Source organism: Streptomyces sp. NPDC031100 (genome assembly GCF_055570785.1).
In genome coordinates, this window is record NZ_JBVIGN010000015.1 from 56,468 (window position 1) to 72,346 (window position 15,879).

Sequence of the window (15,879 nt, forward strand, 5' to 3'; positions counted from 1 at the left end):
TGGGGTGTGGAAAGGGGGCCTCGCGATGAGCGATGCTCAGTACGCCCTCGGGCGGAAAGTGATCAGTGCAGCGTTACGTGCCGGGGTGGCCTGGACCCGGCGGCTGGAAGAGCCGCGGGCCTGGCGTGAGATCTCCTGCATGCACGGCGTCATCCTGGGGCACCTCCCACTGGGCGCCGGTCCCGAGACACCTGCCGGCCTGATCGGCAACCTCACTCGTCCGCTGCGGTCGTGGATCCCTCTGGACTGGTCCGCCCTGCCTGCCGAGATGGGCGACCTGGTGATTCTGGAGGACGGACACGACCAGCAGTCCGCCCAGTTGACCGAGGAAGCCTTCGAAGTCGGCTGCTCCTACCTCGAGGTGCTCTTCGACCCTGCTACCGGCGGACTGGACGGCGGGCGGGACTGGCTGCCGACCTGGTCGTGGCAGACGGCGGAGCAGACGGAACACGCAATCTACCGGCAGCTGGCCAGCGGCAGCCAGGCGCAGTACGTCGCCGGTCGGCTGATGCTGGTGGAGGTCCCCACCGGTACCGAGGACAGCATTCTCGAGGAGTACGCGCGGCGCGGGGGTGCGCGCATGCAGGTCTACCGGCCGCTGCCGGCGGAGCGCAGCTGCGTGCGAGGGGGTGCGGTGTGGTGGTGGCCGTGCCCGGTGTGTGCGTACCCGATGCGGCTAACGGGTGAGTTGCTGCGCTGCGACTTTCTGCCGCACCAGCGCAAGGCCCGCGTGCTGCTGCGGCCGGGACGGCGTCTGAGCGATCCGCCCGAGGTGGTGAACGGGCCCCCGGGACTGGCTGCGCGTCGCGGTGAGGGTGTGCTGTGCCTGGACTGGCCGGTGTGGCGTCATCTGACCGTGCCGGGGCTGACCGAGGTGGATCTGATGCGGTGGCTGGAGCGCAAGGGGCTGGAGGTGGAGCGCTGGGGTGAGATGGACTCCTGGGACATCGGGGTGACGTTGCCGGACGGGCGGTGCCTGGTCGATGTCAAGGACGTCGCCAACGAGCAGAGCATCATCGACCGGCCTCCGCGGGCGAAGACCATCGTGGTGCCGTCCTACCGGTCGGAGCAGGTCAAGCCGCTGCGTGCGGCGCTGGAGCCGGACGGGTACGCCGTGCACACGGTGGCGTCGTTCAAACGCCTGATCAGCGCCCAGTTGCAGCGGGGGGCGGCATGAGCGGCACGGCCGGCAGCGGAAGCGTCACGGTGCCGCTGGTGGTGCGGGCCTCCGTGTTGCTGGCGGCCCGGCTTTTTCCCAATCGGGCCCCCAAGGAGGAGTCCGCGTGGCGGCAGGTGGCCCGTCTGGACGACGCTCACTTCCTGCTGTCCGGGCATCTGCCCTGGTGGGAGCAGTGGCCGGCGCTGTCCCAGGATGACCGGCTACGGGTGGCACGATTGCTGCGCAGGCGTCCCGCCTCGCTGGCGCACCGCAGTGTTTTCCGTGAGGAGGCCGCCCGGGTGGCGGCGGCCGGCGCAGGAGCGGAGTTCGCTGCGGCCGACGAGGACGGGCAGGTCGTGGTGATGCCTGCATCCGACTCTGGCGCGCGCATTGACGGTCTGCTGGCGGAGATCGACGGCCATGTGGCGCGCGCTGCCCGTGCCCGGCGGCGGCAGCCGGCCGCGCCCGGGCGCTACTTCTCCGAACTGCGGATTAACGACCCGCTGAGCCCGTCGCGGCGAGCCGTCGGCGTCCACTACGACCTGCGCATTGCTGAGCCCGGGAAGGCTGCGGCCGCGGTGTTGCAGGACGGCGCTGACCTTGACGATCTGCGGATCCCCCTCAGCGACCTGGAGCAGCTGGCCGAGCGGCTCGACGCCGCCTACGGGGAGCAGCACCGGGTGAAGGCCGTCGCGGACCTGCGAGAGCATCTGCACCATGCGGACGGCTCGGCACTGGGCGAGGAGTTCCATGCGCAGGCGGGAGCCACCCATGTGCTGCATGCCCCTACCGGGCTGGGAAAGAACATCGCCTCGGAGCTGATCGCCCTGTGGTGTGCGCGGCGCGGTCTGACGGCTGCTGTGGTGGTGCCGCAGAACGCGCAGGTGATGCAGGCGGTGGCACGGCTGCGCCGGGACGCGAAGACCCTGCGCCGGACAGACAAGAAAGAACACAGAGGCCGGCTGCCGGTGGTGGTGCCGCTGATCTCCACCCGCGGCATGCAAAAGCTCGCCGAGGACACCGCGGGCAGCGTGCACGACGATGCCGAGCACCGCGAGTGGGTGTTCGGGGAAATGTCCTACAGCTGCGCCTTGACCGCGCACGCGGCGCCCGAGTCGCGGGGCGTGGAGCTGTGGGATCCCGGCAACGAACCGTGCGACCAGCTCAAGGACTCTTCCGGCAAGACACGGTGCTGTCCGTGGCGTGCCACCTGCGGCAAGTTCCGTCACCACCGTGCCGCGCTGGACGCGGACATCCTCATCACCAATCACACCAACTTCCTCATCGGGCGCATCCACGTTCCGCTGGCCGACTGCGGTGTGGAGCGCGGGGATGTGACGGTGGAGGAACTGCTGCTGCGCCGGGCGCATGTGGTGATGATGGACGAGGTCGACGCGCTGCAGGCCAAGGCGTTCGATGAGAGCGCCAAGAGCGTCCTGCTGGCCCGGTACGGGTCGGCCAGCAGCCCGGTACGCGAGCTGGAGGAGCAGTTCAGCCGTCACTGTCTGCGGCTGAGCCGTGAGGTCGAGGAGTATCTGCACCCCAAGATCAAGCGGCTGTCGTGGCTGGCCGAGACGTATGTGTCGCACCTGGCGCGGGGGGCCATCACCCCGGACCGGGAGCGGCGCAGACTGGTGGTGCCGCGGCGGTGGGATGCAATGCTGGCCCACCGGATCTTCAAACTGAAACCCGGGGAGCGGCCCAGCGAAGCGCACATGCGCACCGTGAACCGGCTGTTCAGCAAGACCGGCGAGCTGGACGAGAGCGAGGAGGTCGAAGGGCTGGAGGAACTGCGGGCCGTCCTGTCGTCGCTGACCGACTTGTCGGACGAGGGCAGTCTGAGCGCCGACACCCTCGCCGAACTCACCGACCGGTTCAGGAAGGTCACCGCAGACCCGTCGCCGCAGGATGCGGCCGCCGGGGACGACTCGCCGAAGGACACTGCGCAGGATGCCCCGCCGGAGGACGTGACCGATCTCGTCCAGTACGCGGCGCGGCGGGCCTTCCTGGAGAAGAGCCGCGAGATCTTGCGACAGATCGTGGGCGTGGCACCTGCCTTGCAGGGGGCGGGGATGACGGCCTCCAATGAGTTGGCGGAGGTGTTGTCGTCGCACGTGCCGTGGCGTGCGGCGCCCTACGGGCCGCTGGGGCGGCCGCTGTTTGCGTTCAGCGAGCACTTCAACGACCAGGACCTGGCGGCAACCACCCTTACCCTCAAGAGTTTCGTGGGTGACCCGCACAGTCACATCAGCTATCTGGGCGACGTCACGGCGCTGGCGCACGGCGGCCGACGGCGTGTCGTGATCGGGCTGTCGGCGACCGCGCACATGCCGCACGCCCCGCGGCACCATCTGCTCACACCGCCGTCGTGGTACGTGCCGGACGACGTCAACGGCAGTCTCAGCGCCGTGCTGGACAAGGTGCAGCACGAGGACGGGCAATGGGCACGGATCTCGGGACTGCGCGGACAGCGGCGCGAGGACGCGTACCAGGAGATGGGTGCGGCCCTGTGGCCGCGGCTGGACGCGGAGCTGGCGGAGGTGGCCGCTGATCCGGCAAGAGCGCACCGGGCGCACGTGCTGGTGGCGTTCGAGGCCTACCACGCCGGACCGCTGCTGGCGCAGGGGCTGATCTCGGCCGGCGCGCCGGCCGGGGAGATCTGTGTGGCGGTGCGGCCGCAGGAGGTGCCGCGCTACGAGAAACACCCCCCGGGCTGGGTGCCCGTCCCGGCAGACCGGCTGGAGCAGTTCCCCTTCCATGTCGGTCACGGGCGGTGCCGGTTCCTGCTGGCGCCCATGGCCCGCGTGGAGCGGGGCCTGAACATCGTCGACCAGGGCGGGCGGTCGCTGCTGCACGTGGCCTGTCTGGTGGTGCGGCCGGTGCTGGTGATGGAAGAGCCGGCCGTGCTGCTAGCCATGGTCAACTCGCTGGCCTACCGTGACGCGCCTCCGCCCGGCGGCGAGCCAGCCGCGGCCCTTGAGCAGCTGCGGCTGTCCGCCGGACGCACGTTCGAGGAGATCCGGCGCGGCTCGCACTATTTCAAGGACCTCGGCGAAGACGTGAAGACCGCGATCGTGGCGGAGATCCTCACCCGTCTGATCCAGCTCGGCGGCCGCACCCGCCGTGGCGGAGACCACGGCCGCCTGCATCTGGCGGACGCCGCGTTCACCGAGACCGCGACCGACTCCACCCTCCCCCACCTGCTGTCCACGCTGCGCGCAGAGTGGCAGCGGCGCGATGAATGGGACCTCATCGACCGGATCTACCGCTCCACCCTCGATGTCCTTCTAAGCCTGGCCGACCACGACCTTCCCGGGGAGACGCCGTGAGCCGCTCCGCCAAGAGCCCCAGTGCGCTGAGCACCCTGTCGTTCGCACTGACCGGCGAGCTGATGGGCGAGGTGTATGTGTATCCGCTGCCCGAGGAGTTCAGCCAGGCCTGGGCACGGCTGCCCAAGCCGCGCTCGCTCGACGCGCAGCGCCCGACCGCCTCGCTTGCGACGGCGGCCCGCGCGGTCACGGGACGGCGGCTGGTGTTCACCGACCCGGAACGCCCGCCGCTGACCGGGCCGTGGACCAGGCGGGCTCTGATCGTCACGTCGGAGCCGCTCGACTTCACGGTGTGGCGGCGGCTGGTACGGGAATGGGAGGGCCGGCTGACCGGCTGGGAGGGCCAGGACACGCTCAGCCAGTACCTGGTCGACGAGGCAGGCGGCCCCCACCCGCTGCAGGAGGTGCTGCACCGCGACCTTGAGGGCCGCGTCACGGGACCGAACTGGGCTTTTCGGGTGGCGAGTTGGCGGCTGGCCCAGCTGCTGCGCCGCGAACCGTGGGAGGTCGAGACGCTGGCCGAGCCGCTTGCGCTGGTCCTGGAATCGGAAGGCGACCTGCTGACGTGGGCGCAGCCGATGGAGCGGGAGGCGAGCTGGATCGACGAGGCCACCGGTGAGCGGCGCCGCCGTGTGGGTCACGCCATGGACCGCATCCACATCGACGTCGACCCGGCTCCCGGGGGCCGAATGCTGGTCGCGCATCTGGAGGCGCGCACCGCGCGGATCGCCACCGGCTGGTACGGGGTAAAGAACGCGCATGTGTGCCATCCCGCCAACCCCGACATCGTGCTCAAGGCGCCGGTGCACCTGCGGTGGGCCAAGGACGATCACGGCCAGTGGACGCTGAAGTCGGCGCAGTACAAGGGGGCGACCGCGCAGATCGTCGAGGCCTGCGGGATCGCGCCGCTGCCCGACCCGTTCGCAGTCGACTTTGACAAGCCCGGGCCGGTGCGGGGCATCCACACCACCGCCGTGCACCCCATCGGCAAGGGGGCGGGGTCACGGTTGATGCGCCGGCTGGAGGAGCACGCCAGCAGGATGCTGGACGCCGCCCCCCTGACCTACACCGGCAGCAGCGTCAGGGTGCCCCGGCTGTCGCCCGAACCGTCTCCGGTGGTGGCCCCAGACAAGATCCTGCCCGCCGTTGTGGCAGCCGGCTTCCAAAGCCTGCGGATCGTCGCCCTGTATGAAACCGGGGCGTGGAAGGAGCGGATCCTGGCCCAGCTGGCCCGCGACTTCGCCCAGCCGGAGGTGGAGACACTCAAGGACGGGCACACCACCGTGCTGGCACCGGGACTGCAGCTGATGACGGTGCGGGTTCCCGAACTCGTGCGGCACGGCCCGCACAACCGGGCCCCGGTCCTCAACGGTCTGTCGATGCTGCGGCCCTCCGATCCGGGCGAATTCGTCGCCACCCTTGTCGAGACCTCCCTGCCGGCCCGCGGTGAGGCGGATGCCAAGACGGCGCTCAAGCCGCTGTTCGCCGGCCGCGATCTGCCGTCGCAGTTTCTGACCATGGCCTCGCTCGGCGACCTCTACCAGCCCAACCTCGCCGAAAAGATCGCCCGCTCCCGCGCGGCCAGGAACGACCAGGAACCGCCGCCCATCACGCGCAAGGAAGACGCCGCGGCACAGATCGCCACCGGCGGGCTGCTGACAGACTGCGGCGTCATCGACGACCGGCTGGCGGCCGCCGCCTGCCACCCCCTGGCCCGGGACACCGCACTGGACCGGCGGACCTGGCTGGTGGGTCTGTGGACACGGCTGCACCGCTTCCCCCGCATCCGCGGCCGCGCCACCGCTCCCCCGGTCCTGGCCGTCACCCTGGTCGCGCTGCAAGCCTCGCACCACCCTGACGAGAGGTACTGGCCGGCCCTGATGTACAGCGGCCAGCAGTGGCTGCCCCTGGCAATCGGCCGCACCCGCCACCATGCCGGACCGATCGGCCTGCCCGGCCATCACCTGCGCGACGAGACCGGCGGGCCCGCACGAGTACGCGATCATGTGGAGCAAGCCCTGGCGCAACTGCCCGGCGATCGCGGCGTAGTGGTCTTCACCGAGCAGCACCGGGACCTGTGGCCGGGCCTGGCGAATCCCACCCTGGGCGACGGGCTGCTGCCCGGGCTGGCCCTGGCCGCCCGCGGCCGGGACATCGCCGTCGTCCGCGTCACGCACGGCAGCCGCACCCCACGCCCCACACACCGCGTCGGCGGCAGCAGCAAACGCCCCGGCGACGCCGACAAGGCGGCCATGCCCGAGAAGATCCTTTACGTCTCGGACCACGGCGGGGTCAACTCCTGGCTGTTCGCCGCAGAGACACGGCAGCACAAGGGCGGTCAGCGCACCGGCACCGACTACACCCGCCGCACCCTGCCAGAAACCTCGCAGAGCAAGCTCGGCACCGACTTCCACGCCATCACCCGCACCGAGTACACCGTCGCCCGGGCCGGCACCTGGCAGGAGGAACGGCTGGTCGGGCTCGCGGCCCGCCTCTCCCAGCAATCCGCCAGCTGGAGCGGCCGCACCCTGCTGCCCCTGCCACTCCATCTCGCACGCAACGCGGACGAGAAACATCCCCGGTACATTGCCGCCAGCGAAGACGACGGGCTCGAGCAGGGGTGACGGCACCAACCGATGGGCGCTGGCCGAGGCCGTCCGGCCAGCTCCATCACGGGCAGCGCGGGGCCTCACAGGCGGCCCGTGCGCTGAGTGCAAGCGGTGAGCGCGAGCGTTGATGTCAGTGCCTACCGGTAGCGTTCCTTCATGCCGGAAACCTCCCCGCCGACCGAAGCCGAACGCCGCCAGGCCATCTCAGACGAGTTGGAACGCCTCGAGGAGAGTGCGAAGTACAGCGCGCAGTCTCAGTTCGAGCAAGCCAAGCGTTGGCGCCTCATCAATCTATGGCTGGGTGTCCCGGCAAGTGGTCTGGCAGCCATCGCCGGTGCCACGGCCCTGGTGACGGCCGCCGGGCGTGTGATCGCCGGGCTGGTTGCCCTCGCTGCCGCTGTCCTGGGGGCCATCTTGACCACCATCAACGCATCCCATCGGATGAACCAGGCCGCCGCGGCAGCCAACGCCTATCTCGAGATCCAAACCGCCGCTCGCCAGGCCCGTGAAATCGATCTCCCGGCATGGACCGTGGAAGAGGCTCGTAGCGCGCTGGCTGAACTCACAGCACGACGCGACGAACAGAACAAAACCGCCGAACCGCCCAGCCGACGCGCCTACCTGCGAGGCAAGGCCAATATCGACGACGGCGGCCAGTCCTACGCAACCGACGCGTCCGCCAACCGGTCCGAAGCGCACTAGAGAGCAGACATGGCACTCTCCGTAAATCAGGGGTTCGACCTCTTCTTGCAGCAGTTGACGCCCACCGTAAGTGAGCGTGACGCCAAAGCGCGCCATCGGCGCAGTGTGGAGGCCTCGTTGCAGGCCGCGGCCTTCGGAGTGTCGCTGTTCAGGGAGACAGGATCGTTCACTCATGGGACGGGGGTCCGCGGACACTGCGATGTGGATCTTCTGGCCAGCCTGAAGGCCGGTCGCCCGAACAGCTCGGACACCGCCCTGGGCTGGGTGAAATCGGCACTGCAGGCGAGTTTCCCCTCCACCGAGGTCGTCATACGACGCCCCACAGTCCAGGTCCGCTTCGCTGCCGGCACCGAGACGTGGGAGGTCCTTCCGGCCTTTCTCACGTTCCGCGGCGGTGACACGTCGGTCTATGACATCCCCGGAGCCGCCGGCGGCTGGATGGACTCCGCCCCCACGGCCCACCTGGAGTACGTGAACGAGGTCAACCAGCGGCCTGCTGCGGCCGGCGGCGCCAAGAAGCTCGCACGGTTGGCCAAGGCCTGGAAGTACTACAACAACGTGCCGGTCTCTTCCTTCTACCTGGAGATGCGCGCCGCCCAGCATATGGCGGGTGAGCCGAACTTCATCGCAATCTGGGATATATGCGGTCTTCTGGAGAAGCTGGATGGCCATCAGCTCGCCGCCATGAACGACCCCAAGAACAAGGCCGGACGCTTCGCCGCATGCTCCAGCGATGCGACTCGCCAAGAGGCACTCTCCAAGCTCAGGACGGGAGCGATCCGCGCCAGGAAGGCACTCGACGCCTATCACAAGGACGATCACGCCACCGCGTTCACCTATCTCAGTCTCCTCTTCGGGGGCCGTTTCCCCAGCCGCTGATCTGCTTCACGGATGGCCCAGTCGACTCTATCGGCCGGCATGAGTGATCCGCGCTGTATCTCAACTCGGTTCGGTGAGTGACTCGGAGGCGTCCTTGGAATCGTCCTCCGTGGTCATTGCAGCCCACTCGCGTTCGCCTTGTCGAGCACGGTGCGGGACCGAATGCGGCACGGCGGCGTGCACACCGTCCGGTCCAGGGGGCGGGCCCGACAGCGAGGCGCCGTCCCCTGGGCCCGGCGCCCGTGCGGTCGGCGGCTCACCGGCACCGGCAAGCCTGGCGCGGTGCATCTGCGAGAACTGCTCGCCGTCCAACGCTCCGGCCGAGGGCCGGTATCGTGGTTACGCCTGTGCGTCGCCTGAGGAATCTGCGCCGTCAGCACGTACCGAGAGAGAATTCCATGATCAGCCGCGACGAGATCGACGCGAGAAGCGCGGAACTCGGAGTCGACCCGTCCCACGTGCAGCGCGACTACGTCTTCGGCTGGTTCCTCGCCGGGCTCTACGGAGAGAGCCGGCTCGCAGATCGTCTCGTCCTCAAAGGCGGAAACGCCTTGCGCAAGGGGTATTTCGGGACCACGCGCTTCTCCGAGGATCTCGATTTCGCCTCCCCCGGCCCCGTCGACGCCCAAGACTTCCTTGAAGCGCTCAACGACATCGGGCGGATGGCGCAGGCCAGGACAGGAGTCCAGTTCCACCTCGATCGCACTGAGCAGCTCAGCAGGGACAGGATCAACCGCGAACAGACGGTCTACACCTACCAGTTGCTCTTCACCGACTTCTACGGCACGACCAGCAGCATGCCGGTGAGCCTGCACCTGGACGTCACCGAGTTCACTCGTCTTCAGCTCCCTGCGCAGTCGCGCACGCTCATCCACCCATACAGCGACCAGGCAGCCTGTACCGCGGACCTGACGGTGATCAGCTTGGAAGAGGCACTTGCGGACAAGCTCAAGTGCCTCCTGCAACGCCGCTCCATTCGCGACTTGTTCGACCTCACCTACTCAACGTTCGTCAACAGCGAGATCCCCGTCAACCGGCGCACCCTGGTCAGCACGTTCCTCCGGAAGACCATCTTCTCGCCCAGCCCGGCCGCGGCCCTGAACCTGCTCACTGCGATTCCCTTCGACAGCATGCAGTCCCTGTGGGACACGACGATCACCTGCGCCCGTGACAGCCTGCCGGAGTTCACCAGCACGGTGGCACGCTGGAAAAGCGAACTGGACCTGCTCTTCGCCGACTTCCGCAGCGGCCACAACGCACAGGCCGCCTTCTATCCGGCGCACCTGCGCACGCCGATCATGGAAGCGGGCGCCGAGCGGAAACTGATGCTCGTGACCTACGAGGGACACCGGCGCCTGGTCGAGCCCTACGCCCTGCGCTTCAAGCGGCGCACGGACGGGGTCGGCCAGGAGTACCTGTACGTCTACGACCGCACCGGTGGACGCTCCCGTCCCGGCGTCAAGTCCTTCTTCCACCACCGGATCAGTGATTTGAGCGTCACGGACGAGCACTTCGAGCCGCGGTACGAGGTCGAACTTGCCAAGGCCGGTGAGTTCAGCGACCGTCTCGGCTTCAGCCGCGGCCGCACCATCGGACGCCGCCCAGCCGCGGCCCGGCCCAGAGCGCGCCGGGGACGACGGCGGTAGCGGGCCCACAGCCACGACTGCCCGCTGCCTGCGGAACACTGAGGCCGGTGCCGATGGTCAAGGGGGCCGTGCCGCCGTGCTGCTCGATGATGTTGGTCGCAGCCGAGAGGCGGGTGCGGCGCGAACTGGCGGCAGCCGAGGCCGGGGCCGCGCCGGGGCCCGGGCGTACAGGGAGATTCCCTCGGTGACCGAAGGCCGCGCTGTCAGACTGGGCGGTCTGCGCAGGCGATGTGGGGAGATGCCGGAAATGGATCATCAGGTGGTGATCACTCAGAATCGGGAAGCTCTTGAGGCAACGCTCGCGTTCGGCGAGCGGGGCGTGCGGGAGCCGGCGTGGACTCCTGGTGCGGCATCGCAGGCGGAGGCCGAGCTGGCCAACAGCGAGACGGGCCTAAACGGACCCTGGGGGAATCGGCCGCCCCGGACCGCGTATGCGGCGGCGAATCTCATGATGGATGCGGTCCTGGACGATCTGGGAGCCTTGCGACAGCTGCTTGGCGACCGCGTGCCGGTGATCGGGCCGACGGTCGTCGCCAGGTCCGCGGTCGAGATCGCGTCGACGGTGTGGTGGCTGATGGAGCCGGGCATCGGTGTGCGCCGGCGTGTGTGCCGGGAGCTGGCGCTGAGCCTGAAGAGCGCGCGCCGCGCGAAGCAGGTCGCCCAGAACATGCAGGCGAGCCGGGCAGTGACCGACGCGCTCCAGCAGGAGTCCCGGGTGCTGCAGCGGATCACAGACCTCGACGTCCAACAGCCCGGTCCGGGATACTCGCCGGCGATCGAGGGGGAGCAGGCGCCGTCGGCCACCGCCGGCACCGCCCGGATGTTCAAGGCGGCGCTGCCCGCGAACGCCTCGGCCGAGTCGGTCTATCGCGTCTATTCGACGGTGACCCACGGCGAGCTCTACGGACTGATGAACTTCATGGCGCCGGGTGTCTCCTCAACCGGCCAGAGCATGCTGCACTGGCACTCGGACCCTGATGTTCTAGACAGCACGGTCCAGATGGCGATCGTCGCGTTCCGGGAGGCGTACCGCCGGATCCATCAGGTGATGGGCTGGGGGAAGCTGGAGCGCGACCTCTGGGAGATCAGGCTCGGGAAGATCTTCAGCGGCGCGTAGTCGCCGTCGGCGACTGTCTCTCACCCGCCCTCCTGCCGTCGCAGCCCCGAGCCGAGCAGCAGCTGCACGATGCGGTGTTCGCAACTGCGTCTGCGCGCGTTTGCGGACGTGCCGGATATCAAATCGGTTCAGGGCGATGAGGTGGGCAGTGTGGGTGTCTTGCGGCGCGACCATGAACTGGGGGTTGGCAGGTTGCCGTTGACGACGATGGCTGCGACGAGGGACGGTGCCTCGGGGTTGGTGAGGCCGTGGAGCGCGGGTTGGAGGGTGAAGAGGTAATTCTCCGGCACGCCGACGGGGGATGTCTTGCGGCTCATGTCCAGGATGCACAGGATCGACAGGCGTGCACCGTCGGCGGCTGCATACTGTGTGGGCTGTCCCATGTACTTGGGGGCGCTCTCCTCGGTGACCGGGGTTTTGCGTTCCACCTTCAGTTCGGCGGTGATGCCGTCGTGCCGGACGTCGAGAAAGCCGAGCGCGAGGGGGCTGCCGCGCTCCAGGCGGCCGCCGAGTTCCGGCTCCGCCTGCAGTTCCCTGTACAGGTCGTCGTGGAACTTGCGTTCTGTCACGTGGCTGCCGCGCTTGTACTGCTTGTTCCACGTCATGGTGAGCCCTGTGCGGCAGATGGCGGTGAACAGGCGGCAGAACGCCTGGAGCTGGCCCTCGTCGTAGCCGGCGTGGTGGAGACGTTCGTAGAGGGCGAGCAGCCGTTCGTCGAAGACGGGGAAGTTGGTCAGAAAGTCGCGTGAGGCGTCGAAGGGCCGGCAGCGGAGCTCGCGGTGTCCGGCGACGTCGAGGCTCTGGGTGACTGGTTTGCCGTCTCGTGTGCCGCGCCAGCGCAGATTGACCAGGAACGGTGGAGCAGGGCTGCCTGCGGGGAGCCCGAAGCGGAGAATGAGTGTACCGGTGGCGGTGAGCGTGATCATGCCCACCGGGCTCGGCGGGCGAGGCCAGAAGTAGGCGGGCGTTTCCGCCTCGTTGGGGGTGAGGTGGCTGAGGAGTTCGGCTTCGAGGGTCTCGGCCCATTCCGGCCAGGGGCCGGTGCGTACGTCGAGGCGGAGTTCGTAGACCGTTGAGGGGCGCAGGACCTGCGGGCCGGTGACGAGGTGTCCGTCCAGGCTGGCCAGTACCACGGCGACAGCCGGCTGGTCCTCGTCCGGGTCGCCGTGTGCGGCGGCCGTGCGGGAGGCGGGCGCTGTACGGCGCGGACCGCGGGCGATCACCAGGGGCAGGGGCAGAGTGGCCCAGTGGGCAAGCAGGTCCGCGACGCCGCTGGCGTCGGTGAGGGACTGCACCCGCTCCAGGGCGGCCCGCACGGGTCCGGCCAGCGGGTCGGCATCAGCAAATCGCTTCTCGAGCTCGGTGGTGGCGGCGGCTGCGCGGCGGCGGACCGCGGTGGCCAGCGCGGTCATCTCGGTGGTGTCGGCGTCAAGTTCGGCCGCATCGAGCCTGACCAAGAAGGCGGCCACCTCGCACAGCCCGGCGAAACACCGCACGTAGGCAGCGGTTGCCGTTGCCTCCTGGGCCTGGTCCCTGAGTGTGTCCGCGGTGGCGCGTAGTCGAGTTGCGCGGGCGCGAAGTGCGGCGGCCGGGTCGCTGTCGGCAGGGCTGGGTTGCTGGTCCGTGTCGGCGGCCGGCAGTACCGGTGTGTGGCCCGTGAGAAGGCTGCGGAGCGTGACGCGGGTGCGGGCTTGGTCCGCCAGAGCGCGCGCGTCGCGGTCTGCGCCGAGGGTGTGAGCAGCTTGTGTCAGCGCGATGGCGGCCGCGCTCGTGTCGCCTCCGGTCGCTGCGGCTGCGTCGAACGCGGCCGCAGCCGCGATCAGCGAGGCCAGTGCCCGGTGGACGGCGAAGGCAGGCTGGTCCGGGATCGTCTCGAGGACGGCGTTCATGACGGTGGCGGCATCCCCCGGGCGGGCGGCCCGCCAGGCGACTTCGGCGTATTCGGCCGCGTCGAACACACGGTGCGGCCCCAGCTCGAGGGCGGCCTCCCGCAGATCCTCCACCGCCAGGCCGGCCAGGCCCGGGCCGCAGTCCAGCAACGCGCACAGTTGCTGGTTGTCATGGGCGTTGAACCGGTCGTTGATGTAGGGGTCGCGCATCTGGCGCAGGCGCAGTTTCGCCATGGCCAAGGTGGCGGTGGTCTGCGGCAGCCAGTCCCGCCTTAGAGCGTCGCGCAGGTGGTAGCGGTCAAGGTCGGCGGTGCGTTTGAGGATCTGCTGTTCGGCGTGGGTCCGCAGGGCCTCGTCGCCGCGGGAGAGTCGGCTGGCGGCCGCCATGGCCTTCTTGACGGTGTCCGGGAAGCGGGCGATGTCGACCTGCGCGCAGACCAGCAGCGCGTAGATGAGAAGTCGGAGGGTGTCCTCGTCACTCCAGTCCAGACGCATGGCGGTGTCGAGAACGCCGTCGATGACAGCGATGTAGTGGTCGTCGAGCAGGGCCGGCAGGAGATCGGAGATGCTGGAGGGCAGACGGTGGGCGGCGCCGATGTCCGCCCACGCGCTCAGCGCGGCCGACCGGGAGGCGACGTCAGAGTCGACGATGTAGGTGTGCAGCATCGGGAGGATCATCCGCAGCAGGCCGGGGTGCTCGCCGTGACGTCGTCCGAGCGTTCCCAGGAGCGGCAGCAAGCGCGGCACGATGACCTGCTCGCGCCGGCTGTCACGTTCGTCAGCCATGGTGTCGATGACCGCCCTGCACACGGCCACTGCGTCGACGGAGGCGATGTGTTCCAGAGCGTCCAGGAGCCTGCCGATGCTGGACGCCAGGGACTGCCGGTAGGCCATCCGCTCGAGGAACCGCACCTGGGCCGGAAGTGTTTCGGGGGTGGCCAGGAGCGGGGCGGGTGCGGTGTCCGCCGACTCCAGAGTGTCGACAGTGGTCAGGGCCGCGCCCAGGAGAGCAGCAAGGTGCGGTTGGGCCCAGGCCGGATGGGTTTGGGCCAGCTGCTCGGTCAGAATCGCGGCTTGGACGCGTACGTCGTCGCCCCAGTCTCCCCCGATGCGGGTCAGACAGGCGGAGAGCAGATACTCGAAGACGGTGCGCTGCCGGCTCTCATCGGGCTGAGGGTCACTGGCGGTCCGGAATCTGTCCTCGGGGTCGATGAGTCGGCTGGCTTGTTCCAGGACACCGAACAGACGCTGGCGCACGGTGTCTCCGGCTGTAACGCCGATCCGCTCAAGCTGTGCAGGCACGTCACCCACCTCCAGGACGAGCAAGGCGGCGAGAGCCTGCTGGATTGTGCCCACCGGCGCGGGGTCGTCGTGGTGGTCACCGTCCACGCCCAGATTCAGCAGCATCGACGGCACGAGCAGACCTGCCACGTCCGCGTGTGTGAACGCCAGGGCCCGCACGGCGGCCGCAGCGGCGCGCCGATCGGTCTCGGCTTCTCTTCGCGTCCGAGGTGCGGGCCGCACTCCGGCAGGCACCACAAGCGACTCGGAGGGTCGGGGGGCGGGCAGCATGCCGGTCAGCACAGCGGCCACGGTTTGAGGGGCAGCTCCCGCTGCCGCGCGAAGACCGCTGGCGTCCCCGGTTCCGCCTTCGTAGGACCCGAAACGCCGGGTCCGCGGCTCAGCGAGATACACCAGGGACCGGACCGCCGTCTCATCGAGTTGGCCAACATCGTCAAGAGACAGCAGGTCGGCCACACAGCGGCCGGCCTCCTCAACCGGGCCGCGCCTCAACGTGTTCATGGCCGCCCGCAAGACAGCCGCGACATAGTCGCTGCGGACGCGGGCTACGTGCCGCAGCGGCGTCAACAGTTCCGAGACGTGCACGTCGGCGACCAGGACCAGCGCCAGCTCGATCACCGCGGTGGTGAAGGTCTCCGGCGCCCGCTCCGCCAGCGCAGTCAACCGCCGCAGCCCACCGTCACAGGCCGACGCATCCCGCTCCGTGCCAGGCTCCCGGTCCAGGACGCCGATATCGTCGAGAGCACTGGCCATCGCGGTATCCGACGACGCCTGCACGCCCCGACGGTGCTCGGCACGTTGCTCCCACTCGCGGTGGCGCCGTGCCGTTTCAGCACGCTCGGCCTCCTCAGCCCTGGCCGCGGCCTCCTTTCGTTCGTCCAGCATCGTGGCGAGGTTCGGCACGTCGCCCGTGGGACGGCGATGAGTACACCCCACACAGTGCTGTTCGTAGAACTCCCCAGCGATCCAGGACAGGTTCCCGCTGGCGCCACCATGAGCCACGAGGCAACCCACCCGCCGCATGTTGATCGGCAAGCCGGTCGCCGCCTCGGCCGCTCCCTGGCCGCCGAACTCGGTGAACGTCATGTTCAGGCAGTGGCGGCGAGCCATCTCCATGGTGACGGCATTCTCACGGCCGACCCTCACCGCGTCATCGAAAACCCGCTCCGCATCACTGAACATTCCCCCACCTTCTCAGCCCGCACTGACAACAGGGCCGTCCAGCCACCAGTCCACGCGCGGCTCTC

8 protein-coding genes are annotated in these 15,879 nt (G+C 69.2%); 7 read left to right on the forward strand and 1 reads right to left on the reverse strand.

The features are described 5' to 3' along the window. Positions 1 to 25: 25 nt before the first annotated feature. The 7 genes from ACZ5DS_RS34290 to ACZ5DS_RS34320 all read left to right on the forward strand — a co-directional run bounded on the left by ACZ5DS_RS34290 (position 26) and on the right by ACZ5DS_RS34320 (position 11,441). Positions 26 to 1,177, forward strand: coding sequence for a restriction endonuclease-related protein (locus ACZ5DS_RS34290; protein WP_189942582.1), 1,152 nt, complete (start codon positions 26 to 28; stop codon positions 1,175 to 1,177). Further along, positions 1,174 to 4,488 carry a DEAD/DEAH box helicase family protein gene (locus tag ACZ5DS_RS34295; protein WP_468246395.1) on the forward strand — a complete coding sequence of 1,105 codons (3,315 nt, stop codon included), beginning with the start codon at positions 1,174 to 1,176 and terminating at the stop codon, positions 4,486 to 4,488. The genes ACZ5DS_RS34290 and ACZ5DS_RS34295 overlap by 4 nt, the downstream gene beginning before the upstream one ends. Then, positions 4,485 to 7,112: an RNaseH domain-containing protein gene (locus ACZ5DS_RS34300; protein ID WP_468246398.1), complete on the forward strand. Its 2,628-nt coding sequence runs from the start codon at positions 4,485 to 4,487 to the stop codon at positions 7,110 to 7,112. Before ACZ5DS_RS34295 ends, ACZ5DS_RS34300 begins: the two co-directional genes overlap by 4 nt. 141 nt (positions 7,113 to 7,253) lie before the next feature. Beyond that, on the forward strand, positions 7,254 to 7,799 hold the full coding sequence (locus ACZ5DS_RS34305; protein ID WP_450213082.1) for an SLATT domain-containing protein: 546 nt from the start codon (positions 7,254 to 7,256) through the stop codon (positions 7,797 to 7,799). A 9-nt stretch (positions 7,800 to 7,808) separates the two neighbouring features. Continuing rightward, a complete protein-coding gene (locus ACZ5DS_RS34310; RefSeq protein ID WP_468246400.1) occupies positions 7,809 to 8,678 on the forward strand; it encodes an SMODS domain-containing nucleotidyltransferase in 870 nt (289 codons plus the stop codon). A 398-nt stretch (positions 8,679 to 9,076) separates the two neighbouring features. Further along, a complete protein-coding gene (locus ACZ5DS_RS34315; protein WP_468246402.1) occupies positions 9,077 to 10,324 on the forward strand; it encodes a nucleotidyl transferase AbiEii/AbiGii toxin family protein in 1,248 nt (415 codons plus the stop codon). 247 nt (positions 10,325 to 10,571) lie between these two features. Further along, on the forward strand, positions 10,572 to 11,441 hold the full coding sequence (locus ACZ5DS_RS34320) for a hypothetical protein (protein WP_468246405.1): 870 nt from the start codon (positions 10,572 to 10,574) through the stop codon (positions 11,439 to 11,441). A 128-nt stretch (positions 11,442 to 11,569) separates the two neighbouring features. Here ACZ5DS_RS34320 and ACZ5DS_RS34325 read toward each other — a convergent pair whose 3' ends face one another. Then, entirely contained in the window at positions 11,570 to 15,814 is a 4,245-nt protein-coding gene (locus ACZ5DS_RS34325; RefSeq protein WP_468246407.1) for a hypothetical protein, read from the reverse strand. Positions 15,815 to 15,879: the final 65 nt, after the last annotated feature.